16 protein-coding genes and 3 tRNA genes are annotated in these 22,470 nt (G+C 49.7%); 6 read left to right on the forward strand and 13 right to left on the reverse strand.

Going from position 1 to position 22,470, the window contains the following annotated elements; translation table 11 throughout:
- Positions 1-270: 270 nt before the first annotated feature.
- The 4 genes from HBA93_RS14060 to HBA93_RS14075 form a co-directional block, all read right to left on the reverse strand.
- Positions 271-346 (reverse strand) — tRNA-Trp (locus HBA93_RS14060).
- A gap of 63 nt (positions 347-409) precedes the next feature.
- A complete protein-coding gene (gene tuf / locus HBA93_RS14065; RefSeq protein ID WP_022710937.1) occupies positions 410-1,585 on the reverse strand; it encodes an elongation factor Tu in 1,176 nt (391 codons plus the stop codon).
- 215 nt (positions 1,586-1,800) lie between these two features.
- Positions 1,801-1,874, reverse strand: a tRNA-Gly gene (locus tag HBA93_RS14070).
- A 25-nt stretch (positions 1,875-1,899) separates the two neighbouring features.
- Positions 1,900-1,984, reverse strand: a tRNA-Tyr gene (locus HBA93_RS14075).
- 280 nt (positions 1,985-2,264) lie between these two features.
- Here HBA93_RS14075 and rlmB point away from each other — a divergent pair.
- Positions 2,265-3,155 carry a 23S rRNA (guanosine(2251)-2'-O)-methyltransferase RlmB gene (rlmB, locus tag HBA93_RS14080; RefSeq protein WP_221723671.1) on the forward strand — a complete coding sequence of 297 codons (891 nt, stop codon included), beginning with the start codon at positions 2,265-2,267 and terminating at the stop codon, positions 3,153-3,155.
- 212 nt (positions 3,156-3,367) lie between these two features.
- Here rlmB and HBA93_RS14085 read toward each other — a convergent pair whose 3' ends face one another.
- Together HBA93_RS14085 and HBA93_RS14090 are read right to left on the reverse strand one after the other, a co-directional pair.
- On the reverse strand, positions 3,368-3,802 hold the full coding sequence (locus HBA93_RS14085; RefSeq protein WP_122094261.1) for a CBS domain-containing protein: 435 nt from the start codon (positions 3,800-3,802) through the stop codon (positions 3,368-3,370).
- A gap of 187 nt (positions 3,803-3,989) precedes the next feature.
- On the reverse strand, positions 3,990-4,727 hold the full coding sequence (locus tag HBA93_RS14090) for a rhomboid family intramembrane serine protease (RefSeq protein WP_221723672.1): 738 nt from the start codon (positions 4,725-4,727) through the stop codon (positions 3,990-3,992).
- Between the two features lie 652 nt (positions 4,728-5,379).
- Here HBA93_RS14090 and HBA93_RS14095 point away from each other — a divergent pair.
- The 3 genes from HBA93_RS14095 to HBA93_RS14105 all read left to right on the forward strand — a co-directional run bounded on the left by HBA93_RS14095 (position 5,380) and on the right by HBA93_RS14105 (position 8,424).
- Positions 5,380-6,342 (forward strand): PAS domain-containing protein, encoded by a 963-nt coding sequence (locus HBA93_RS14095; RefSeq protein ID WP_221723673.1) that lies wholly within the window; start codon positions 5,380-5,382, stop codon positions 6,340-6,342.
- Between the two features lie 192 nt (positions 6,343-6,534).
- A complete protein-coding gene (locus tag HBA93_RS14100) occupies positions 6,535-7,164 on the forward strand; it encodes a PilZ domain-containing protein (RefSeq protein WP_121991354.1) in 630 nt (209 codons plus the stop codon).
- 666 nt (positions 7,165-7,830) lie between these two features.
- On the forward strand, positions 7,831-8,424 hold the full coding sequence (locus HBA93_RS14105; protein ID WP_221723685.1) for a transglutaminase-like cysteine peptidase: 594 nt from the start codon (positions 7,831-7,833) through the stop codon (positions 8,422-8,424).
- Between the two features lie 4 nt (positions 8,425-8,428).
- On the opposite strand, the gene HBA93_RS14110 is transcribed toward HBA93_RS14105, so the two are convergent.
- Both HBA93_RS14110 and HBA93_RS14115 read right to left on the reverse strand, forming a co-directional pair.
- On the reverse strand, positions 8,429-8,959 hold the full coding sequence (locus tag HBA93_RS14110) for a gamma carbonic anhydrase family protein (protein WP_022710930.1): 531 nt from the start codon (positions 8,957-8,959) through the stop codon (positions 8,429-8,431).
- Positions 8,960-8,987: 28 nt separating this feature from the next.
- The gene (locus tag HBA93_RS14115; RefSeq protein WP_221723674.1) at positions 8,988-9,443 is read right to left on the reverse strand and encodes an NUDIX domain-containing protein; all 456 of its coding nucleotides are present in this window, start codon (positions 9,441-9,443) and stop codon (positions 8,988-8,990) included.
- A gap of 265 nt (positions 9,444-9,708) precedes the next feature.
- Between HBA93_RS14115 and HBA93_RS14120 the strand changes: the two genes are divergently transcribed.
- A complete protein-coding gene (locus tag HBA93_RS14120; RefSeq protein WP_221723675.1) occupies positions 9,709-10,686 on the forward strand; it encodes a metallophosphoesterase family protein in 978 nt (325 codons plus the stop codon).
- Here the strand turns inward: HBA93_RS14120 and HBA93_RS14125 are convergent.
- The 3 genes from HBA93_RS14125 to HBA93_RS14135 all read right to left on the reverse strand — a co-directional run bounded on the left by HBA93_RS14125 (position 10,649) and on the right by HBA93_RS14135 (position 14,513).
- Positions 10,649-11,308 carry a hypothetical protein gene (locus tag HBA93_RS14125; RefSeq protein ID WP_221723676.1) on the reverse strand — a complete coding sequence of 220 codons (660 nt, stop codon included), beginning with the start codon at positions 11,306-11,308 and terminating at the stop codon, positions 10,649-10,651. The genes HBA93_RS14120 and HBA93_RS14125 overlap by 38 nt on opposite strands.
- 133 nt (positions 11,309-11,441) lie before the next feature.
- A complete protein-coding gene (gene leuA / locus HBA93_RS14130) occupies positions 11,442-13,148 on the reverse strand; it encodes a 2-isopropylmalate synthase (RefSeq protein WP_221720200.1) in 1,707 nt (568 codons plus the stop codon).
- Positions 13,149-13,604: 456 nt separating this feature from the next.
- The gene (locus HBA93_RS14135; protein WP_121991628.1) at positions 13,605-14,513 is read right to left on the reverse strand and encodes a cation diffusion facilitator family transporter; all 909 of its coding nucleotides are present in this window, start codon (positions 14,511-14,513) and stop codon (positions 13,605-13,607) included.
- Between the two features lie 657 nt (positions 14,514-15,170).
- Between HBA93_RS14135 and HBA93_RS14140 the strand changes: the two genes are divergently transcribed.
- Entirely contained in the window at positions 15,171-16,079 is a 909-nt protein-coding gene (locus HBA93_RS14140; protein ID WP_121991357.1) for a cation diffusion facilitator family transporter, read from the forward strand.
- Between the two features lie 57 nt (positions 16,080-16,136).
- Here HBA93_RS14140 and HBA93_RS14145 read toward each other — a convergent pair whose 3' ends face one another.
- Together HBA93_RS14145 and putA are read right to left on the reverse strand one after the other, a co-directional pair.
- Positions 16,137-18,308 carry an anthranilate synthase gene (locus HBA93_RS14145; RefSeq protein ID WP_221723686.1) on the reverse strand — a complete coding sequence of 724 codons (2,172 nt, stop codon included), beginning with the start codon at positions 18,306-18,308 and terminating at the stop codon, positions 16,137-16,139.
- A 992-nt stretch (positions 18,309-19,300) separates the two neighbouring features.
- Complete coding sequence (gene putA, locus HBA93_RS14150; protein ID WP_221723677.1) at positions 19,301-22,459, reverse strand: bifunctional proline dehydrogenase/L-glutamate gamma-semialdehyde dehydrogenase PutA; 3,159 nt, start codon at positions 22,457-22,459, stop codon at positions 19,301-19,303.
- Between the last annotated feature and the right edge of the window lie 11 nt (positions 22,460-22,470).

Consider the following 22,470-nt stretch of genomic DNA (forward strand, 5'->3'; position numbering starts at 1 on the left):
CACAAGATTACGGCACGTCGGACGAAAACTCAATCCCACGCACCGTTTACGTATTGCCCTACATAGAGCCGATTCCATAAAAAAACAAGCCCATATGCTAAGATATAATAAATTCCCGCATATCATGCACGGAAAGTGCATGGCGCCCCTGCCCTGTTGGCGGGTTAATATTACTTATAAAACGACTGCGCTGATACACAGGATCAGCTCACGATCTATTAAGCACAAAAAAGCGGCACTGTAAATCAATACAGTACCGCTTTTCTGAAATGGCAGGGGCAGCAGGGCTCGAACCCGCGACCTACGGTTTTGGAGACCGTCGCTCTACCAACTGAGCTATACCCCTAAACTCTTCCGCCCTAATCCGTCAGACCGGCGGACAAGGCTGGCGTACCAGCCTCGTGAAATCTTATTCGATGATCGAAGCGACGATACCTGCACCAACGGTGCGGCCACCTTCACGGATCGCGAAACGGAGTTTTTCTTCCATAGCGATTGGCACGATCAGCGCAACATCAACAGTTACGTTGTCGCCCGGCATAACCATTTCCACGCCTTCTGGCAAGGTCACAATACCGGTTACGTCAGTTGTACGGAAGTAGAACTGCGGACGGTAGTTTGTGAAGAATGGTGTATGACGGCCACCTTCGTCTTTGGTCAGAATATAAGCTTCTGCCTTGAACTTGGTGTGTGGCTTAACCGAACCTGGCTTGCAGAGAACCTGACCACGTTCAACGTCATCACGACCTACACCGCGAACCAGTGCGCCGATGTTGTCGCCGGCCTGGCCCTGATCGAGCAGCTTGCGGAACATTTCAACGCCGGTAACAGTTGTCTTGCCGGTAGCTTTGATACCAACGATTTCAACTTCTTCACCAACTTTAACGATACCGCGCTCTACACGACCGGTAACAACTGTACCACGGCCGGAGATCGAGAATACGTCTTCGATTGGCATCAGGAACGGCTGGTCAACAGGACGTTCCGGAGTTGGGATGTAAGCATCAACAGCGGCCATCAGTTCACGAACTGCATCTTCACCGATTGTCTTGTTGCTGTCTTCCAGAGCTGCCAGAGCCGAACCCTTAACAACTGGAATATCATCGCCCGGGAAGTCGTATTTCGACAGAAGTTCGCGAACTTCCATTTCTACGAGTTCGAGCAGCTCAGCATCATCAACCTGATCAACTTTGTTCAGGAACACAACGATTGCAGGCACACCAACCTGACGAGCGAGCAGGATGTGCTCACGGGTCTGTGGCATCGGGCCGTCAGCAGCGTTAACAACCAGGATCGCGCCGTCCATCTGCGCAGCACCGGTGATCATGTTCTTAACATAGTCAGCGTGACCTGGGCAGTCTACGTGTGCGTAGTGGCGGTTTTCTGTTTCATATTCAACGTGCGAGGTCGAAATGGTGATACCGCGGGCTTTTTCTTCCGGTGCGTTATCGATCTGGTCGTAAGCGCGGAAGTCACCAAAGAATTTGGTGATTGCAGCTGTCAACGAGGTCTTACCATGGTCAACGTGACCGATTGTGCCGATATTGACGTGCGGTTTGGTACGTTCAAATTTGCTCTTTGCCATCGCTGTCGCTCTCTTTCACCACAACGCTTAACTTATGCGCTGTAACAATTTTAATTGCCATATAACTTATCCTACGACCATATAGTCAAGGATATTATATAGTAGAACTAAAGCCCCGCCCCGCTACCGGATCGGAACTTTATCAACTCGCTTCCGGCTTAAGCTTTATTCAAAGCCCGCCAAGTTACTCACGCCATACCGCCCTGAAATAAATCTGGAGCGGGTAGCGGGAATCGAACCCGCGTATTCAGCTTGGAAGGCTGCTGCTCTACCATTGAGCTATACCCGCGCACTCTAAACTCCTGCTCTGGCAGTGGTGGAGGAGGTTGGTTTCGAACCAACGTAGGCTAAGCCAGCGGATTTACAGTCCGCCCCCTTTAACCACTCGGGCACTCCTCCAGAAACTCACTGCAAGCAGAGTTGAGCGACTAGGCATTCCGTTCACTGTGACCCCGTAGCGCTTGGCTCGTTTGTCGCTGTGAACGAGGCGGGTTATGCCGATAACACCCTGATAAGTCAACAGCTCTTTTTGAAAAAAATGCACAAAATTTTCACAGGCTTATCAATCTTCCACAATACGGGGCTTTTCAGGGGTAGTTTTCTCGCATCACGAAACTTTCCTGCCTGTGAATAAGGAAAGATGCTACCTTCAGGGCAGGAAAATCGGTATAGAGCGCTCATGAAAGATAAAAAATCGTCACCGGACTCATCCGGCTCCTCCTCCGGCACACCAAAAGATTCGCATTACGCGCGTCTGCGGCGCCAGTTTCGCGACCAAAAATCCGGCGGAAGCGAACAAAATTCGCAAAATAACCGGTTCCCCAAGCGGAAACCTGTAAAAGGCACACCTGCGGGCGACGGAATCACCCGTCTTTATGGCCTGCATACGGTAAAAGCCGCGCTGGAAAATCCACGTCGCAAAATTTCCCGCATGCTGGTCACTAAAAATGCCCTCGCCCGTCTGGAACTGGATGAAGCAACAATTGCCCGTCTCGCCCCTGAAATGGTTGAGCCACGCGATATTGATGCGTTGACCGGCTCCGAAGCGGTTCATCAGGGTGTTCTTATTGAAACTGCCGCGCTTAAACCGCGTAAATTGCAGGATCTGAAAGAAGGCAATCTGCTTTTGATTCTGGATCAGGTTACGGATCCGCACAATGTAGGCGCGATTTTGCGCTCCGCTGTGGCTTTCGGCGCAGATGCCTTGATTACCACGTCCCGTCACAGCCCGCAGGAATCAGGTGTTCTGGCCAAATCAGCATCAGGCGCGCTGGAAATGATCGACCAGATCGAAGTGCGTAATCTTGCTGAAGCGATTCAAGAATTGCATGAACTGGGTTACATGACTATTGGCCTTGATTCTGAAGGCCCTCAGGAAATGGAACACACGCTCAAGGGCGACAAGATTGCTCTCGTGCTTGGTGCGGAAGGTAAAGGTCTTCGCCAGAAAACCCGCGAAACAGTTACCGCATTGGCGCGGCTTGATATGCCGGGCGCAATTAAATCGCTCAATGTCTCCAACGCCGCTGCAATTTCACTTTATGCTGCCCAGCGTTTCCTGAGCAAATAACAAGTTTGAACAACAAAGCCCTGTATCGGGGATTCGTTGAGTGCCACTTTTAACAGTGACATTTTCCTGAATCACTTAATGCAGGGCTTTTCTAGAGCGTGTCGCGATTAATAGCATTCATGGCACTCGCTCTGGATTCTTTTAATTGTAGCATGTTCGCGAGCGCTAAATGAGGCCATTTAGCTGCGACATGTTTTAGTAAAAATCAGCACTCAGGCCGTGGCGATATATTGAATCATCTCGGCCGTTTCCTGTTCGGCCTGTTCAATACGACGCTTCACAACGTCACCAATCGAAATAATACCGACGAGATCACCGGCTTCATTTACCACCGGCACATGGCGGAAACGATGCCGTGTCATCATTTCCATGACATAATGAACATTGTCCTGCGGGCTGCAATGCAGCACTTTTGTCGTCATTGCTTTTGAAACCGGAAGCTCCAGAGCCTGCATTCCGTGATTGGCGCAAGCGCGCACAATATCCCGCTCGGAAAGAATCCCTGTATATCTGCCTTTGCCATCATCAACCAGCAAAGCACCGATCCGGTGTTCTGAGAGTTGTTTTGCTGCTGTTTCCAGATTCGCATCTGACCTGACAGTGAAAACATCACTGCCCTTCTGCTCCAGAATTGCGCGTACAGTCATTATTTCCTCCCGATAATGAAACACATCACATTTTCCTCCTGAAAACAGAGAGGATTATGGCATCAGGACGGCTGACCGGCACACAAAATGCTGCATAATGTTACAAGAACGGAAGAGCAGCATGCGTACTGGTGACCGTTGATTCAGTCTAACACAGAATCACGGAAGGCGATAAAACAAAGCAGTATCAGGAACGCCCGCGCAACAACAAAGCTATGCCGAAAAATCCGGCAACAAAACCACCGATATGCGCCTCCCATGCAATGCCTGACAATTCACCGGCCGGTGTCGCATAAAGCCCCGTAATCACATTGATGAGCAACCAGAACCCGACAAATGTCAGAACGGTGCGGTTTTGCAAGGTTTCGGCCACCGACAATAGCGGCCCGCCGAAAGCAGGCACCTGCCGTCCCGTCCCTGTATAATAAGTAACACGACGGAAACCAAAGCGCGCAGCTGCCCCCATCATGCCGGAGATTGCACCGGAAGCACCGACAAGCGGGATATTGCTGTCCGGATAAAGCGCGTAATGGGTGAATGCCGCCAGAATGGATGTGAATATCCAGAACAACAGAAATTTACGTGTGCCTATACGTCCCGCCAATGGTGAACCAAAAGCGGCAAACCACACGCTGTTCACTGCCAGATGAGCAAACCCGCCATGCATGAATGAATAGGAGATCGCAGTGAACCATGCTGTAATATCGGCAAAGCCACCCCATGCACTGAAACGCTGCGGGATAAATGCAAAATTCAGCAGGAACCAGATATATTGCGGATCACTTAGCAGATAGAATTGTACAATATATACGACAGCACAAAGTCCGATTAAGGCCACAACAACCGGCGGCATATTAAAGACCGGCTGAGAGCCGCCTTGTCCGCGGTCATCCTCTGTCCGGGTTTCATTGGCCGGCTGCTGCATATTATCCTCATCATGATTTACAAATTTATCGGCAGAGTGCTGTCGGAGCACAATGCGACAAGGTCTGTCTGCGGAATTTATCGCTCAAACAGGAACATAGAGCACTTCCGGTAAAAGTGGAAAGTGGTTTTGTCGCGGCATTTTACATCGGACATTTATATACAGGCCTGAAATATTCCGGTGAAATTCTTGAAAGCCTTGTCCGGATAAGAAAAAACCGCCTGTTAAACAGGCGGCGAACGGACAATATCGTCCGGACATAAATTCTGGAGTTCAAGCATAAGATGCAATCGGCAGCTCTCAATAAAATGCCTGCAACTTTTGCGTAAAAGTATCTAAACATACTTAATTGATTAATGCAATCGAAGCAAAGCGTTAACCATAAATTTTATTGTTCGTGGATGTTTGGCGCTCAATCATGGCTTGTTTACGTTCCTGTGCGCATATTATCGCCATCAAACATATTCAAAAATCCGCCAATCTCAGCTTCGGTTGGGAGTTTTTAACGGGTTTTGAAAATTAAAATATGTTTCGCGCAAGCAGTGTTTCAATCTGAAAGACAAGCGCGCTCAACATGTTGCACACAGCCGGTACCCCTCTGCAAAAACAGAAGATATCCGGTCGCAGGAAAATACAAGGACAGCGCCATATCATGAAACATGATTGGACGGCAGATCTGCTCACATATTGGGACAGGTTGCGCGGAACCCGCGCGGCGCCGGATCGTCGTGACATCAGCCCGCGTGCGCTGGGCGGCAAATTGCCCAATATCTTCATCCTGCGCAGTGACGCTGAGACCAGCGGTGCATCAGAGCTGTCTGAGGCAGCAGATATTCCGCAAGCAAAACAATGGCAGTTCCGGCTGGCCGGCACGCGGCTCTGCACAATTTATGGCAGAGAGCTGCGTAATACCCGCTTTTTATCTCTCTGGCACAATGATGTCCGTTCATGGCTTGCGGAACAGCTGCACCTTTCCGGTCTGGATTACCGCCCGCTGCGGCTGGAACATACCGGCCTGACACTGGGCGAAAAGATCTGCCACTTTGAAACCTTGCTACTGCCATTGCATGAAGCAGACGGTTCCCTTGCATGGATCGGCAGTATGGTTGCTTTGGATCAGCCGCTCTGGCTCGGAAGTGAAGCACTCATCAGCAACCGCATGGGTATCTCAGACAATAATTCTGCCTTGCCGCTTCAGGACGATAATCTGAATGCGGCGAAAGGTATGAAATCTGTTCTTCAGGTCTTGCTGGATCGTCATCATGAGCTTCAGCCGAATGCAGAAAATACTCGAATTGAGAAAACTGTATTCGTAAGCACAGCCCCTCTTCTTGATGAAAGCATCAGAATTGACGGAAGCGGCGTGGCGGATACGGCTTTTGCCAGAGCCTTACTCCCACAGATCGAGGCCTTGATGCCGTCGGCACGGACACCGGAGCAAACCGCGCCTCACTCTGCCCGCCCCTCACCAGCAACAACCGGCGCGCCGGCACCTTTGACTGTCGCGGATCTCATTAAAAGTATTCATACAGCAGCACCGGAAACCGAATCTACCTATCAGGCTCCCAAGGCAGCACATCTCAAGCTGATAACCGGCGGCAAAGACAAATCCTGATCTGTGACACCAGTATAACTGGCAGTACTAATATAAAATTTGTTATCCCCATAGAATTCTGAAGTAAAAATGCTACAAAATTAAGCTTTTAGTAGCGTATCGATAAATTTTATCGTATCGTATTATGGCCGGTGACAGGGGAAGCACCGGCTTTCGTATTTTTAGAATCGCTCAAAGGCACCTTTCAATCATATGTCGGCAGAAACACCTCCATCTTCGCACGCCTCATTCACATCGCCTGCAAAGACAGCGGAGCAATCAGATTCTGCCGTAAGACTGACCCTGAAAATGCCGCTGGACGGCCGCTTTATGCGCGCTGACGGTAGTGAAGATGCCTGCAAATTATGGCGTATTTCTACCAATAATGCCGACCTCACTCTGACCGGTGATGATATCTCTGTCCGCACTGACGATCATATTATTGCTTATGTAGACAATGTGGGACGGCTTGAAGGCAATGTCATCAGTGTTCAGCGGGACGATTTTACCCTGCAGCTGATACAGACTGTGCATCAGAAAAATAAACTGGCCGCCAAAATCAATTGGCTCAGTAAAAATATCAGTCAGCAGTCAGAACAAAGACGTCATGCCCGCCATACACCTGCGCGTACCGAAGCGATCCTGATCCTTGATGACGGTTCGGAACATGCCTGCAAAATTCTTGACCTGTCTCTGTCCGGCGCAGCAGTCGCCACCAATCTGCGACCACCATTGCGCAGTATTGTAACACTTGGCAACAGTCAGGCTAAAGTCATGCGCCATTTTGAAGATGGTATCGGCATTGAGTTTCTGGTTTTGCAAACCGATCTGCCCAAAGACTAAAGCATCCCGCATTTAATCCTGCCCTATTATATTCATCCGGACATCGGGCGAACGCATTATCACGGGCAGATTACATCAACCGGCTCGCATAACGGTCCGGCACCAAAACCTGCCCTTCTCGGCCTGTATCGATGATTCTGAATGATCTTTGCTGCCGTATATGAAGGTCGCTGCATCATTATTCTCAGGGCAAGCCTGTGTAAAAAGTCACGCGTTCATATTTTATAGTTATCAAACGCTGAAATTCATTTTTACAAATTCGTAAAAGCGCAAAACGGCTAGGTAAATATAAGCTTATCGCACACAGCAAGTCTTACACCGCATATTAACCAGCACCTGTGGACATCCGGCGGATTTCAACCCGCTGTTAACTGCACAACGCTCTGTTAACCTCAAGCTTTCACACAACCGAAACCTGCGTGAATTTTGCGTATAATAAGTCCTAACTTTCTTTAAAACACTGATTTTACAGGTAGTTAAGGTTTACGAATTTTCACTTCTGCGTTTACTTTGTCTTATTCATATCCCTTTGGATAGTGTCAATGTCTCGCTGCCATGGTGCTCTCAACAAGGAGCGTCACAATGTATAAAAAGACAGCACATAAAAAGAGTGCCCGCAGCACAACAGCAAAGAATAAGCTGGCTGCCGCAACTCTGCTGCTTACAATGACAGTTTTAGGAACAGTGTTCAGCGGTACGACAACAAGTCAGGCTGCTCAGCCATGGATGCAGACGGAAGGCCGCACAACGCAGCCGGTCGGTCATTATGACTTCTGCAAACAGTATAAAAAAGAATGCAGCCAAACCAGCCGCTCAGAAGCTCCGCTGCAGCTCACACAGGCTCTGTGGAACAAGATCGTTCAGGTCAATGCACAGGTAAACACTGCAATTCTGCCACGCACCGATATGGAAATCTGGGGCAAGGAAGAAGTCTGGTCTTATCCGGCCCAGTACGGCGACTGTGAAGACTACGTGCTGCTCAAGCGCCGTATGCTGATTAATGCCGGTTTTCCGGTAAATACATTGCTGATTACTGTTGTCCGTCAGAGCAATGGCGAAGGCCATGCTGTGCTGACAGTGCGCACAGACCGCGGTGACTTCATTCTGGATAATCTTGAAGACAGCGTCAAAAACTGGAGCCAGACGGACTATACCTATCTCAAGCGTCAGTCCGCCCGTCACAGCGGCCAGTGGGTCGATATCCGCCACGCACCGGAAATGCTGATGAGCGGTATTGCAACATCAGCGCTGGGAAATTGAGTAATTAAGGCGCGATCTCCAGACCGCGCTGGTAACGCTTACCATTGGCAACGTAATTTTGCGCGGAATCGCGCAATTTTTCGATCTGCTCTGCTGTCAGTTCCCGTAATACCCGCGCCGGTGAGCCGACAATCAGCGAATTATCCGGAAACTCTTTTCCCTCGGTGACCAGAGCACCGGCGCCGACCAGTGAGTTTTTGCCGATTTTTGCGCCATTAAGAATAATTGCACCGATTCCGACCAGACTATTCTCGCCAATCGTGCAGCCATGCAGCATTGCCCGATGGCCGATTGTGCAGCCCTCACCAATAGTCAGCGGAAAACCGATATCGGTGTGCAAAACACAATGTTCCTGCACATTCGTATCCTTACCGATATGAATCAGCTCATTATCGCCACGGGCGACAACGCCGAACCAGATCCCCGCATTTTCACCGACACGCACTTTACCGATCAGCGTCGCATCCGGTGCCAGCCAGTTACTGGCACGATGGTCGAATTGTGGATTATGGCCGTCCAACACATAAACCGGCATGGTGTGTCTCCGTTTTCTCAAGCTCAAATCACCACAACGCATCCGGCTCCGCATGGGTTGTGATCTCTTTCAGACGGCGCATCGTGGCCTCTGTTACGCCGTCAGGCAAGTCATTGAGTGGAAAAAATCCGGCTTCGGCAATTTCCCAATCGGGGGAGCGCGTTCCGGTCTGTTTAAAAGACCGGCATATATACAGTGCCACATGATCGCGGTTGGAAGCCTTAGCATTTTTATACAAGGCGAAAAGTTCCGGTGTAGCGGTCAGTTCAATACAGGCCTCTTCACGCAGCTCTTTATTCAAAGCCTGCCCGAATGTTTCGCCACGCTCCACACCGCCGCCCGGCAAATGCCACCCTTTGACATAGGTATGGCGCACCAGAAAGACACTCTTTCCCTCATCCCCGAGCACGACAGCCCTTACTCCCAGCGTCATAGGGCGGCGGAACAAAAAATACGTATGAAAGAACCAGCTTTTAAAATTCATAAATCGGCTTTTCTGCAATGGTCGGAGATACTAAATATAAAAGGTGCGGCTTACGATCTTGTCAATTAAGAGCACCAGAGCATGTCGCGTTTGTTCGGATTCATAGCACTCGCTCTGGATTCTTTTAATTGCCGTATGTTCGCAGCTCAAATGAAACTATTTAGCTGCGTCATGCTCTAACAGTCCGCACAGTGTTTTTACACGCCAAACTCTTATATGCGTGTTTTTCATTGACTATGCGCAGTTGAAAGCTAAATCTTCGCCAATGTTCAGACTTGCCCATATTTCAGACATTCATCTGTCGCCGTTGCCGCAGGTTCGCTTGCGCGAACTGGCCTCAAAACGCATCACCGGCTATATTAACTGGAAGCGTCACCGTAAAGGCGCCATGCATGACTGGGTGCTGGAAAGCCTGATTAAAGATCTGCAAACCCGCAAGCCGGATCATATTGCCGTCACGGGTGATCTGGTAAATCTCGCGCTTAATCTTGAAATTGATAATGGCTTTGAATGGCTTAAGCAGCTCGGCTCACAGGAAGACGTCTCTTTCGTGCCGGGCAATCATGATGCCTATGTTCCGGGTGCGCTGGATAAATCCTGCTGCAAATGGGAGCCGTGGATGCGCGGTGACGGTATCGACAATCGTGAGAAACGTCCGAAATTTCCGTATTTGCGTGTGCGTGACGGCGTGGCAATTATTGGTGTCAGCTCTGCACGTGCCACCGGTCCGTTCATGGCCAGCGGTGATTTTTTGCCTGCACAGGCCGCGCGGCTAAAAAAAATACTGATTGAAACCGGCGAGCAAGGTCTGTGCCGCGTTATCCTGATTCATCACCCGCCGATCCGCAATGCAACACCGGCCTATAAGCGGTTGTTCGGCATTGGCCGTTTTCAGAAAATCATCCGTGAAGCCGGTGCCGAACTGGTGCTGCACGGCCATACCCATCTGGCGACCTATAATGAAATTGCGTCTCCGCATGGCGCAGTACCGGTGATCTGCGTACCATCGGCCAGTCAGGCGCCTTATCCGATCGGTCATGAAGGACGAAAACCACCGGCGCGCTATAATCTGTTTTCTATTGAAGCACTTGATCAGCCGCAAAGCTGGCAATGTCACTGGCAGCAATATGGTTTTACCGGTGAAAATACTGAAGTGCAGCTGATCGGCGAACGTACATTAATGCTTGGCAAAGCCGCACCGCAAATCAGCGCGGCAACAATTCCGGCAGCATCGGCAGAGTGATGCCATAATAATGCAACGCTAAAATCAGCACTAAACAGCCAAGCAAGGCACCGCCTGCAAACCATAATAGTTTATTCAGCGCCGGATTTTCCGAAATTTCTGCGCTGTTGGTTTGCTCAGCGATATTTTCAGCGATAGCAGGTTGCTGCTCTGCAACAGGGACTTCAGAAGTCCAGTCATCCATCAGCCGTTCACGCTCAAGAATCCGCGAAGCAATATAGCGGGTGACCGCTTCTGAAATGACCTTGATATCTTTATTATCAGCCAGAATAATCCGCCCCAGACGGGTATCGCGGACAAAACGATAGCTGCGCCGGTCGCGGGCAATCATTACAAAGGCGCTGGCATCCAGCCACAAACGCGGTTGCATACCTTTATTCAGGCAGAAATCCCACTGCTCATCCGCTGCCGGCACCACACCAAAAACCGGCTGCAAATCCTGCAACAGCAATTCCAGACGGGCAATATCCGTCTCTCTGATATCGGTAATACTGTCGAGACGGTCAGCCTGAGCAGTTTTCGCCTGCCGGATTGCAGCTTTCAGCCGTTCTTCGCCGGATAAATGTGCCTCCGGTACAGATGCAGACGGATATATCGTAAAATCATCTTCGCTTTTATTCATACCGCCGCCTTTTATCTTGCTGCATTTTACAGGCAATCTCATGCATGGCGATTTTATGACTTTAGACCGGCATTATAACAAAAAGGCCTGAAACCGTGTGGTTTCAGGCCTTTTATCACTCAAAACCGTAATTTTATTTGATCAGACGGTTGGCAGCCGAAACAATCGCTGCGAGCGAAGACGTCACAATATTATGGTTCACACCAACACCGAAAACCGAACCCTGCGGATGCGAAAGTTCCACATAGCTGATCGCAGAAGCATCAGAACCGCGCTGAAGCGAATGTTCCGAATAATCGGCCACGGAAATATCAATGCCGATATGTTTTGACAGGGCATCAATAAAGCCATCCACAGGGCCGGTGCCGCGCCCTTCAATGGTCTTGGTCACACCATTATCGATGATCTCAGCCTGCATAATACGGACAGACTTATTGTCCGGATCCGCAAAAGTGTGGTGATCAACAAATTCCAGACGCGAACCTGGCTGGCTCACATAGGCTTTCTTGAACTCTTCATAAATGCGCGGTGCCTGCAGCTCTTTTCCTTCATCATCCGTAATCTGCTGAATGATTTCTCGGAATTCCACCTGCATCTTGCGCGGAATATTCAGACCGTAATCCTGCTGCAGGATATAAGCGATACCGCCTTTACCTGACTGGGAATTGATACGGATAATCGCTTCATAGGAACGGCCGACATCCTGCGGGTCAATCGGCAGATAAGGCACTTCCCAAACCGGCGTATTCGCACCTTTCTTGGCTTTCATACCCTTGTTGATCGCATCCTGATGCGAGCCGGAAAACGCTGTATAAACCAACTCACCGACATATGGATGACGCTCAGGAATAACCAGCTGATTGGAATATTCGTACACTTCCTTCATGCGGTTGATGTCCGAGCAATCCAGTTCAGGATCAATACCCTGCGTGAACATGTTCAGTGCCAGTGTCACCACATCGACGTTACCGGTGCGCTCGCCATTACCGAACAATGTGCCCTCCACACGGTCTGCGCCGGCCATCAGCCCCAGTTCGGTTGCGGCAATACCTGTACCGCGGTCATTATGCGGATGCAGAGAGATAATCAGATTTTCACGATTATCCAGATTACGGCACATCCATTCGATCTGATCGGCATAGACATTCGGCGTGTTCATTTCCACCGTGGACGGCAGATTGAGGATCAGCTTGTTTTCAGCAGTCGGTTTGACGATTTCCGTCACCGCATTACAGATTTCCAAAGCCACTTCCAGCTCGGTACCGGTAAAGCTTTCCGGCGAATACTGGAAACGATAGCCGCCGCCCGCTTTGGCAGCCATATCCATAATCATCTTGGCGGCATCAGTAGCAATCTGCTTGATACCAGCAACATCTTTGCCGAATACAACGCGGCGCTGCAGTTCACTGGTGGAATTGTAAAAATGGATAATCGGGGTCTTAGCGCCTTCCAGCGCTTCAAATGTGCGGGTAATCAATTCCGGACGGCACTGCACCAGCACCTGTAAATCCACATCATCCGGCACATTGCCTTCTTCAATCGCCCAGCGGCAGAAATCAAAATCAGTCTGGGAAGCGGACGGAAAGCCGATTTCAATTTCCGGAAACCCCATATCCATCAGCAACTGGAACATACGTGCTTTACGATCATGCCCCATCGGGTCAATCAGTGCCTGATTGCCGTCACGCAGATCAACCGAACACCAGATCGGTGCCTTTTCGATCATTTTCGAAGGCCACTGGCGATCCTGCAAAACAGTGGTTCTGAACGGCGTGTATTTTTCAGCCGCAATCGGCATGCCTTTGCGAGGAGATTTGGAAGCGGAAATAATATTGGTCATTTTAAAGTCTCATCAGCCACAGCAACTGCAATATACAGCCGCCTTAAACACGCCCTGTCTGCTCAATTATAAAATGAAGATGCAGAAAAATCGGGCACAATCGAAACGGATTCTTTGACCGGAGCATGAGTCTGACGGCTCTGTACGACCGCCGGACGCTCCAATCAACGAGCCCGGCGATCGCCGCTAAGGCCGAGTAGAAGTAGAAGCGAGAGTGGACGCGCGCAAGACTCAGCGGCTGCAAAGCCCTGATCTGCTCCGAAGCTCACAAAAGAGCTGGTATGATGATGCGCGTTGTTCATGGGACAAATGCTATACGCCTTGATAACAAGTTGCAAGAGACTTACCGATAAACGAAATAAAATTACAGGCATATTCAGAGAAAAATAAAAACGCTGCCCCGCACAATGACAGGACAGCGTTTTTATTATGAAAAATCAATGCATTAAATTTCCATTATGCAAAAGGGACGGCTGCAGTTCCCGGCGGAAGCTTTGCCTCATCCTCAGGCTCGACATGAATCACAACCCGTGAATTATCAATTTTCTCATGCAGCGCATCTTCGATCCGGTCACAGATAATATGCGATTCACCAACTGTCATATCGGCTGCGACAACCAGATGAAATTCGATAAAAGTCACACGTCCGGCAATGCGGGTTTTAAGGTCATGCACCTCAAGTGCCCCTTCCGCATTGGTGGAGATAATATCGCGGATCTGCATTTCCTCGGCAGGCTCAACGCCGACATCCATCAGTCCCTGCACGGAGGCATTGATAACATGCCAGCCCTGCCAGAGAATATTCAGCGCCACAACAATCGCCAAAATCGGGTCAAGAATTGACCAGCCCGTGATAATTGCAGCAACCAGACCAACCAGCACGCCTGCGGAAGTCACCACATCCGTCATAATATGTTTGCCGTCAGCCAGCAAAGCCGGTGATTTGGCGGCGCGTCCCACGCGGATCAGCAACCCTGCCCAGAACATATTAATCACGCCTGCAATCAGATTGATGCCCAGCCCAAGCCACGGCTCGTCCAGCGTGCGCGGCGTTTCCAGAGCGCCCCATGCCTCACGCACAATCAGCAGTGCCGCAACGACAATCAGTACACCTTCAACCACAGCAGAAAGATATTCCGCTTTATGGTGCCCGTAAGGATGATTACCGTCTGCCGGCATAATGCTCACTGTAATTGCCCACCATGCACCGACAGAGGCAATCACATTCACAATCGATTCCAGCGCATCGGAATAAAGCGCAACAGAACCGGTAAGCAGATAGGCCAGATATTTAAGCGCCATCACGCCGATGGATACCGGAATTGTCCATGTAGCCAGCCGCCGAATTCTCAGATTAGCATCCATATCCAAACCTTTTATCTCTCCGAACATGATATTGCGCCGTTCTGTTAAAAACGACGGGACAGCCGGAGATTTACAATTTTGCAGTTTATAAAATTCGGCAGCTTATGCAGAGACTGCTTAACAGTCATCCAAAGCCGCCCTCATCGAAATAAATTCAATTCAGCACTCGCTGAGATGTCATCACCCTTAGCGCAAAATGTGCCAATTCCAAATCTCTAAAGTACCGGACCTGACATTTTTCGCTAATTTTTGCTGTCCAGTTGCAACTGGTTTTCACTCAGCGTCGTATTTTTAATAAATAAGCAATTTCATAGGCTTATGGACAGATTAACTGCAAATCATTTGCAAATACGAACTGGCAAAAGTCAGAAATTCGAATCAGGCAATCATCCGAAACTGACATGCCAAACGCCCCCAAAACGGCATCTCTTTTAATTTTCATAATAATAATATATAGAGTGTCTATGCATAAATGCGCAGCTTAACATCCCGATCCGAAATTACGCACAGCAGTAATAAGACAATATCTGTCCGGATCAGCGCAGAAAAAGTGCTAAAAACAAAAAAGCAACCAGCTAAACCGTTTTTACGGCAAAAATACTTGTGCCTTCCGGTTTCTCAGATGGTTGTTCTTTCTACAAAGGCAGACCCTTTAAAATGCAACGTCTCGCACGTTTTGAACAACTGATTTTACGAAGATCAATATTTGTCACAATCTTTATCGGCCTCTTCGGAATAGTCTTCGGTATACTCTCCGGTTCCAGCGCAGTCATTTTTGACGGCATGTTCTCCTCAACCGATGCTGTCATGTCGATACTTGCCCTTTTTGTCGCTCGGCTCCTGACCAGCGAAGGAACGCGCCGCTTCCAGCATGGTTTTTGGCATATTGAACCGCTGGTTCTCGCGTTTAACGGCATCGTGCTGATATTGTTCTGTCTCTATGCCTTCATCAACGCCATCAGCACATTGCTGCAAGGCGGCACAGAACTGAATTTTGACTGGGCAATTCTCTACGCCGTCATTGTCTGTATCATCTGTTTTGTCATGATGGCCTATCAGCACAAGATCAACAAAAGACTCAAATCAAACTTTATCACGCTTGATACGCAAAGCTGGCTGATGACTGCATTGATTACACTAGCTCTTTTGATCGCCTTCAGTCTGGCATGGCTGTTACAGGGCACAGCCTATGAGCCATGGACAGTTTATACAGATCCCGCCATTCTGCTGTTTCTGTCTGCAGGCCTCATCTTTGTGCCGCTCAAAACTGTTTTGAGCGCATTTCGGGAGATTTTGCTGGTCACACCGGAGCGCATGGATCTGCGGGTGCGCAAGATCATGGATAGAATGAAAGCCAAACATGGCTTCAAGAAATATGCCAGCTATGCAGCCAAGATCGGTCGCGCACGTTTCATTGAAATTCACATCGTCCTGCCCGCTAACTTCCCGATAACTTCAATCGCAACGCTGGATGCAATCCGCGAAGAGATTGGTGAGGAAATCGGCGGCGCCGGCCCGCAACGCTGGATTACCGTGAGTTTCACCGGCGACGAAGCGTGGATTTAAAAATAAAAAAAGCCGCAGATTTTCACCTGCGGCTTTTCTTTTAAACATCACTTGCAGTTACTTCTTGACGAGCTTTGACACTACATTTTCAATCATCTGCATACCCGCATTACCGCCGAGTGTCATGATTGATTCCGGATGAAACTGTACCGCAGCCACCGGCTCTTTTGCATGTTCAAAACCCATGATAACACCATCATCTGTCTCAGCCGTGACGATGAAATCCGCTGGTAATGTCGCCTTATCCGCGTAAAGCGAATGATAGCGACCAACGGTGACTTCCTGTCCCAGACCATCAAAGACCACGCCGTTTTTCAGGATTTTAATCCGTGACGGCTTGCCATGCATCGGAATTTCCAGCTGCTTGAGCGAGCCGCCATAGGCTTCGGTCAAGGCCTGAAGACCCAGACACACGCCAAAGACCGGCAGATCACGCTCACGCGCTTTACGGATTGTATTCGTACAATCGAAATCTTTCGGCGTACCAGGCCCTGGCGACAGCACCACCAGATCAGGCTTGAAACGGTCAAAGATTTCATCACTCACCGGCGAACGCACAGTCGCTACATTGGCGCCGGTCTGGCGGAAATAATTGGCAAGCGTATGCACGAAGGAATCTTCGTGATCGACCAGCAAAACAGAAATTCCGGTTCCTGCTTTCATAGACTGCGCCTTCTCCTGCAATTCCGGCTTGATATGCGCCTCACGGATCGCGGTCAGCATTGCCGATGCCTTCAATTCGGTTTCGGCTTCTTCTTCCTGCGGATTTGAATCATAGAGCAAGGTTGCCCCTGCCCGCACCTGCGCCACACCATCTTTAATGCGGATAGTGCGCAGTGTCAGGCCGGTATTCATATCACCGTTGAAATGCATCATGCCTACCGCACCGCCATACCAAGCGCGCGGGCTGCGTTCATTTTCCTCAATAAAGCGCATTGCCCAGAGTTTCGGCGCACCGGTCACGGTCACAGCCCATGCGTGGCTGAGAAAGCCGTCAAAAGCATCCATACCATCACGCAGGCGACCTTCAATATGGTCAACCGTATGGATCAGGCGGGAATACATCTCAATCTGACGGCGACCGATTACACGCACTGATTCCGGCTCGCAAACGCGGCTTTTATCATTGCGATCCACATCGGAACACATGGTCAGTTCGGATTCATCTTTTTTGGAATTCAGCAGTTTCAGAATCTGCTCAGAATCTGAAATCGCATCTTCACCGCGTTTGATAGTGCCGGAGATCGGGCAGGTTTCGATACGACGACCATTCACTCGGACGAACATTTCCGGTGAAGCACCGATCAGATATTCCTGATCACCCAGATTGATGAAGAAAGAATATGGCGACGGATTAATGCTTTTCAGCTTGCGGGAAATGGCTGACGGTTGATTTTCGCATTTTTCATAGAAAATCTGCCCCGGCACCACTTCAAAAAGATCACCGCATTTGAAGCTGTCTTTAGCGCGTTCAACCAAGGCAGCATATTCGCCCTTTTGGTGATCACCTTTTGCCGCCAGTGTTTTGGCCGCTTTAAACTCATCTGCCGGTGTTTCGCGCGGCAAACCATCAGTCTTTTTATTACCAACGGTGAAATCATAAGAGTCGACCCATGCCTTAGCGGAATAATGGTCAACGACAAGAATTTCATCCGGAATAAACAGAACCAGATCACGCTGATCTTCAGGGCGTTTCAGCTTGTAAGTAATCGGCTCGAACTGGAAGGCCAGATCATAGCCAAATGCACCGTAAAGGCCGAGATTACTGTCTTCTTCGGAATAGAACAGAGAGACTATCTCACGCAGCACGGTGAAGACCGACGGCATGCGCGAGCGTTCTTCTTCCATATATTGGCGTGTCGGCTCAGCAATCGTCAGCTGAATTTTCTGCTCTGTTTCATCATTAATCGTCACTTCCTGCAAGGCAGCAATAACAGGGCGGATACCGCCAAGCAGAATTTCACCACGAGCATTCAACGCTTCAATGCGCATTGAGCGACCTTTGGAGGTAATCACCAGCGGCGGATCAATAATTGCCGTATCCCAGCGTGTATAACGACCCGGATATTCATAATTGGATGAGAAGACAGCGCCGCGTCTTGTATCCAGCGCATCAATACGCTTGTCGATAGCCGTTTTGTAATCCACCAAATGGCGGCGGCGTGCGACAGTAATACCGCCCTGCGTGATATGATCGTGCTGATCCTGATCGGCAGTTTTTGCCATAATCGCTCTGCTCCTGTTGCTGCGATCCCTATACTGCCAAATGGCCGGTTTCGCACCTGTTTTTCAACAAAGCATTTCTGCTTCGATTTTGCGTAGAGCATGTCGCAGCTAAATGGACTCATTTAGCGTCCGCGAACATGCGGTAATTAAATGAATCTAGAGCGAGCGCTATGAATGCGATTAAACGCGGCACGCTCTAGATACTCAGGTGTTTCAGGATTTCAGGGCAGAAAATAAAAACGGCCGCCCGGTAAAACCTTGAGCGACCTGAATGACACTTGTGCAAATGCCTGCGTGGCCGCTAAAAGCGAGCCCACCACCAAACAAGAGATGCAAAAGTAAAATTAGTCATGCACTATTTTTAGCTCTGTTTTTCAGGCCTTGCAAGCTCTTCTGTTTCGCCATTTTACAGAAAAAATATTCTTCATCAAAACAATAATTACATCTTAAAATTGCATTTAAAATTTCATTAGAATAAATGCCGGCTAAGTCGCTTTAATTCGCAATATCAACTCCATGCAATAAAGCGGTTTTGCGCAAGCTGCACAGCGCTCTCTCACCATTCACTGCATCAAACGCCCAAGATGGGTTCAATCAAACAAAGAGGCTTTTGCCATATAATGACGTTATAACAAAGCGTTATATCAATGAATAAGTTCATACCTCATAAAAGAAAACCCGGATCAACAAAAAGATCCGGGTTAAAATGTCCGATATGCGAACTGTCAGGCAGGCGATCATATGGGGGAAATTTGCCCGTCCCGCGTTTCAAAAGCAATTAATTTCAAAAAAATATTATGCTCAGATCTAAAATAACTAAGTGAAGTATGCTTTTCAGTACAAGATTGAAACTACCTCAGGTTGTATTTTCCGTCAACGAATTTCTGTGCAAAATAGCAAATAAAAAATCGCCTGCCACATTTTATGTGGCAGGCGATTCTTTTTAGATAAAACGCAACATATTACCCCGATTGAGGGTAATGACGCTGCTTACATTACTCACCCATCGCAATCAGCGATGCATTACCACCGGCTGCTGCGGTATTAACCGATACCACCTGCTCCAATGCGAAACGCAGCAGATAGTTCGGGCCACCGGCCTTAGGACCGGTACCGGACAGGCCGGAACCGCCGAATGGCTGCGTACCGACAACCGCACCAATCGTATTACGGTTGATATAGATATTACCAACATCCAGACGCTCAACCGCACGGGCAACAACGGTCTCGATACGGCTGTGCAGTCCGAAAGTCAGACCGAAACCGGAATTGGCAACCTGATCAAGAACATTATCCAGATCCGCAGCTTTCCAGCGTACAACATGCAGAACCGGACCAAACACTTCACGGGTCAGATCAGCAGCATCTTTCAGCTCAATGATATGCGGTGCGAAGAAATGACCGGCCTGCAATTCACCTTCCGGCGTCACGCCAACCTTGGTAACTTTAGCCTTACCCTTCATCTGCTCAACATAATCGCTCAGCATGGTCTGCTGCTCACGATCAATGATCGGGCCGATATCTGTGGTTTCCAGAGCCGGATTGCCGAGATGCATTTCACGGGCTGCACCTTCGATCATCTTCAGCATGCCGTCAGCGACATCTTCCTGAAGATACAGAATACGCAAAGCCGAACAACGCTGACCGGCAGAGCGGAATGCCGACATAACAACATCATCAGCAACCTGCTCAGGCAGAGCTGTCGCATCAACGATCATAGCGTTCAGACCGCCGGTTTCAGCGATCAGCGGTACAATCGGGCCCTTTTTAGCCGCCAATGTGCGGTTGATTGCCCATGCAGTATCGGTCGAACCGGTGAAGCACACGCCGTCGATACGTGCATGTGAGGTCAGAGCAGCACCAACAGAACCGTCACCCGGCAGATAAATTACGGCATCCTGCGGTACACCGGCTTCGTGCAGCAGCTTGATTGCTTCATAAGCGATCAGCGGGGTCTGTTCTGCAGGTTTGGCAACAACTGCATTACCGGCAGCCAGTGCAGCGGTTACCTGACCAAGGAAAATTGCCAGCGGGAAGTTCCACGGGCTGATACAAACGAATACACCACGACCGCGATAACGCAGACGGTTATCTTCACCTGTAGGGCCAGGCATAATGGTTTCGTTAGCAAAATGACGACGGGCTTCCGCAGCGTAATAACGGCAGAAATCAACCGCTTCACGGATTTCGGCAATGCCGTCATCCATTGTTTTACCGGCTTCACGGGACAGAAGATCGATGAAACGGTCGCGGTTCTTCTCCAGAAGATCACCGGCGCGTTCCAGCGCTGTTGCACGATCTTCAACACTGATGCGTGACCAGCCGACAAAACCCTTGCGTGCAACTTCAACAGCTTTTGCAGCATCTTCAGCAGTTGCTTCAGCAACTGTACCAACCTGAGAACCATCTACCGGCGACAATACAGGCTGACCGGAGCCTTTTTTAGCAAAACCGGCAAATAATGGCACTGCATCAACATTCGCCCGCGCCTTAACGATCCCGTCCATAAAAGTCCCCAATACTAGTCTGTCACCAAATTCAAGTCCGGCAGAGTTGCGACGCTGCCCGTACATATCTTTAGGATACGGAATATTTGCATTCCGCATGCCTCTGCCGTCATTCAGAATTTCAACCGGGCGCTTCAGCAGGCTTGCAACCGGCACATTTTCATCACCGACAACGGAAACGAACGACGAGTTCGCACCGTTCTCAAGCAGGCGGCGCACCAGATAAGCCAACAGGTCGCGATAGCCGCCAACTGGCGCATAAACGCGGCAAGCAATCTTTTCACCGGCCTCAGTAACCTGTTTGAACAGGCTTTCGCCCATGCCGTGCAGACGCTGGAATTCAAAGCCGCTCTTATCGTTTCCGGCCATCTCCAGAATCATCGCCACGGTCAGGGCGTTGTGTCCGGCAAATTGCGGGAAAATATGCTTACGCTGATCCAGCATATAGCGGGCGCAGGCAATGTAAGACGCGTCAGTTGCAGCTTTACGGGTAAAGACCGGATAGTCCTCCAGACCACGTTCCTGCGTGCGTTTTACTTCTGTATCCCAGTAAGCGCCCTTCACCAGACGCACCATCATGCGCTGACCGGTTTTATCGCAGAGGGAAACGATATGCTGGATCACCGGCAGAGCGCGCTTCTGATAGGCTTGAATCGCCAGACCAAAACCATCCCAGCCAGCCAATGACGGATCAGCGAAAACGCGGTCGATCAGATCAAGTGACAGTTCCAGACGGTCTGCTTCTTCCGCATCAATGGTGAAGTTCAGATCATAGGATTTGGCTTTCTGTGCCAGCGCCAGAACATCCGGCACCAGTTCACGCATCACCTGCGCATGATGGGTTGCCAGATAACGCGGATGCAGCGCTGAGAGCTTGACCGAAATACCCATGCGATCCGGCAGCTTGCCATTACCGGCAGCTTTACCGATTTCATCAATCGCATCGGAATAGGATTTATAATAGCGCTTGGCATCTTCTGCAGTGCGCGCACCTTCGCCCAGCATATCGAAAGAATGGCGATAGCCTTTTTTCTCAGCCACTTTCGCACGCTTCAATGCATCGTGAATATTTTCACCCAGCACGAAGTGCGAACCGAGAAAGCGCATCGCCTGCTTGGTGGCGGTACGTACAGTCGGCAAGCCCATACGCTTAACCAGAGAAGACAGAACGCCTTCCGGTGTCTCACCCGGACGGATAACTTTCGCAGCAAGACCAAGCCCCCATGCGGAAGCGGATACAAACCATGTATCGCCCTGCGCACGGTGTTCAGACCAGTTACCCTGTTTCAGCTTATCTTCAATCAGCTTGTCCTGTGTCGCACTATCCGGCACGCGCAGAAGTGCTTCAGCCAGCACCATCAGTGCCAGACCTTCACGGGTCGACAGGCCATATTCACGCAGGAAATCTTCAACGCCGCCAATCCCTTTGGACTGTTTGCGGATATTATTGATGAACTCAGTTGTCCGGGCATCAATACGACGGTTGGCAGCGTCATCGAAGGTTACGCTGGCCAGCAATGCACTGACCAGTTCATGGTCATCCGGCGCATATGGCGCGGTAAAAGGTGGCAGTGGCAGGGTTGTCTTCTGAGCCTTTTCAGAAACAACCTGAGGGGCGTTTGAAAGGGCTGTATTGGGCAGTGTCATAAAAAGGCTCC

The organism is Ochrobactrum sp. SFR4, from assembly GCF_019730395.1.
Lineage (GTDB): Bacteria > Pseudomonadota > Alphaproteobacteria > Rhizobiales > Rhizobiaceae > Pseudochrobactrum.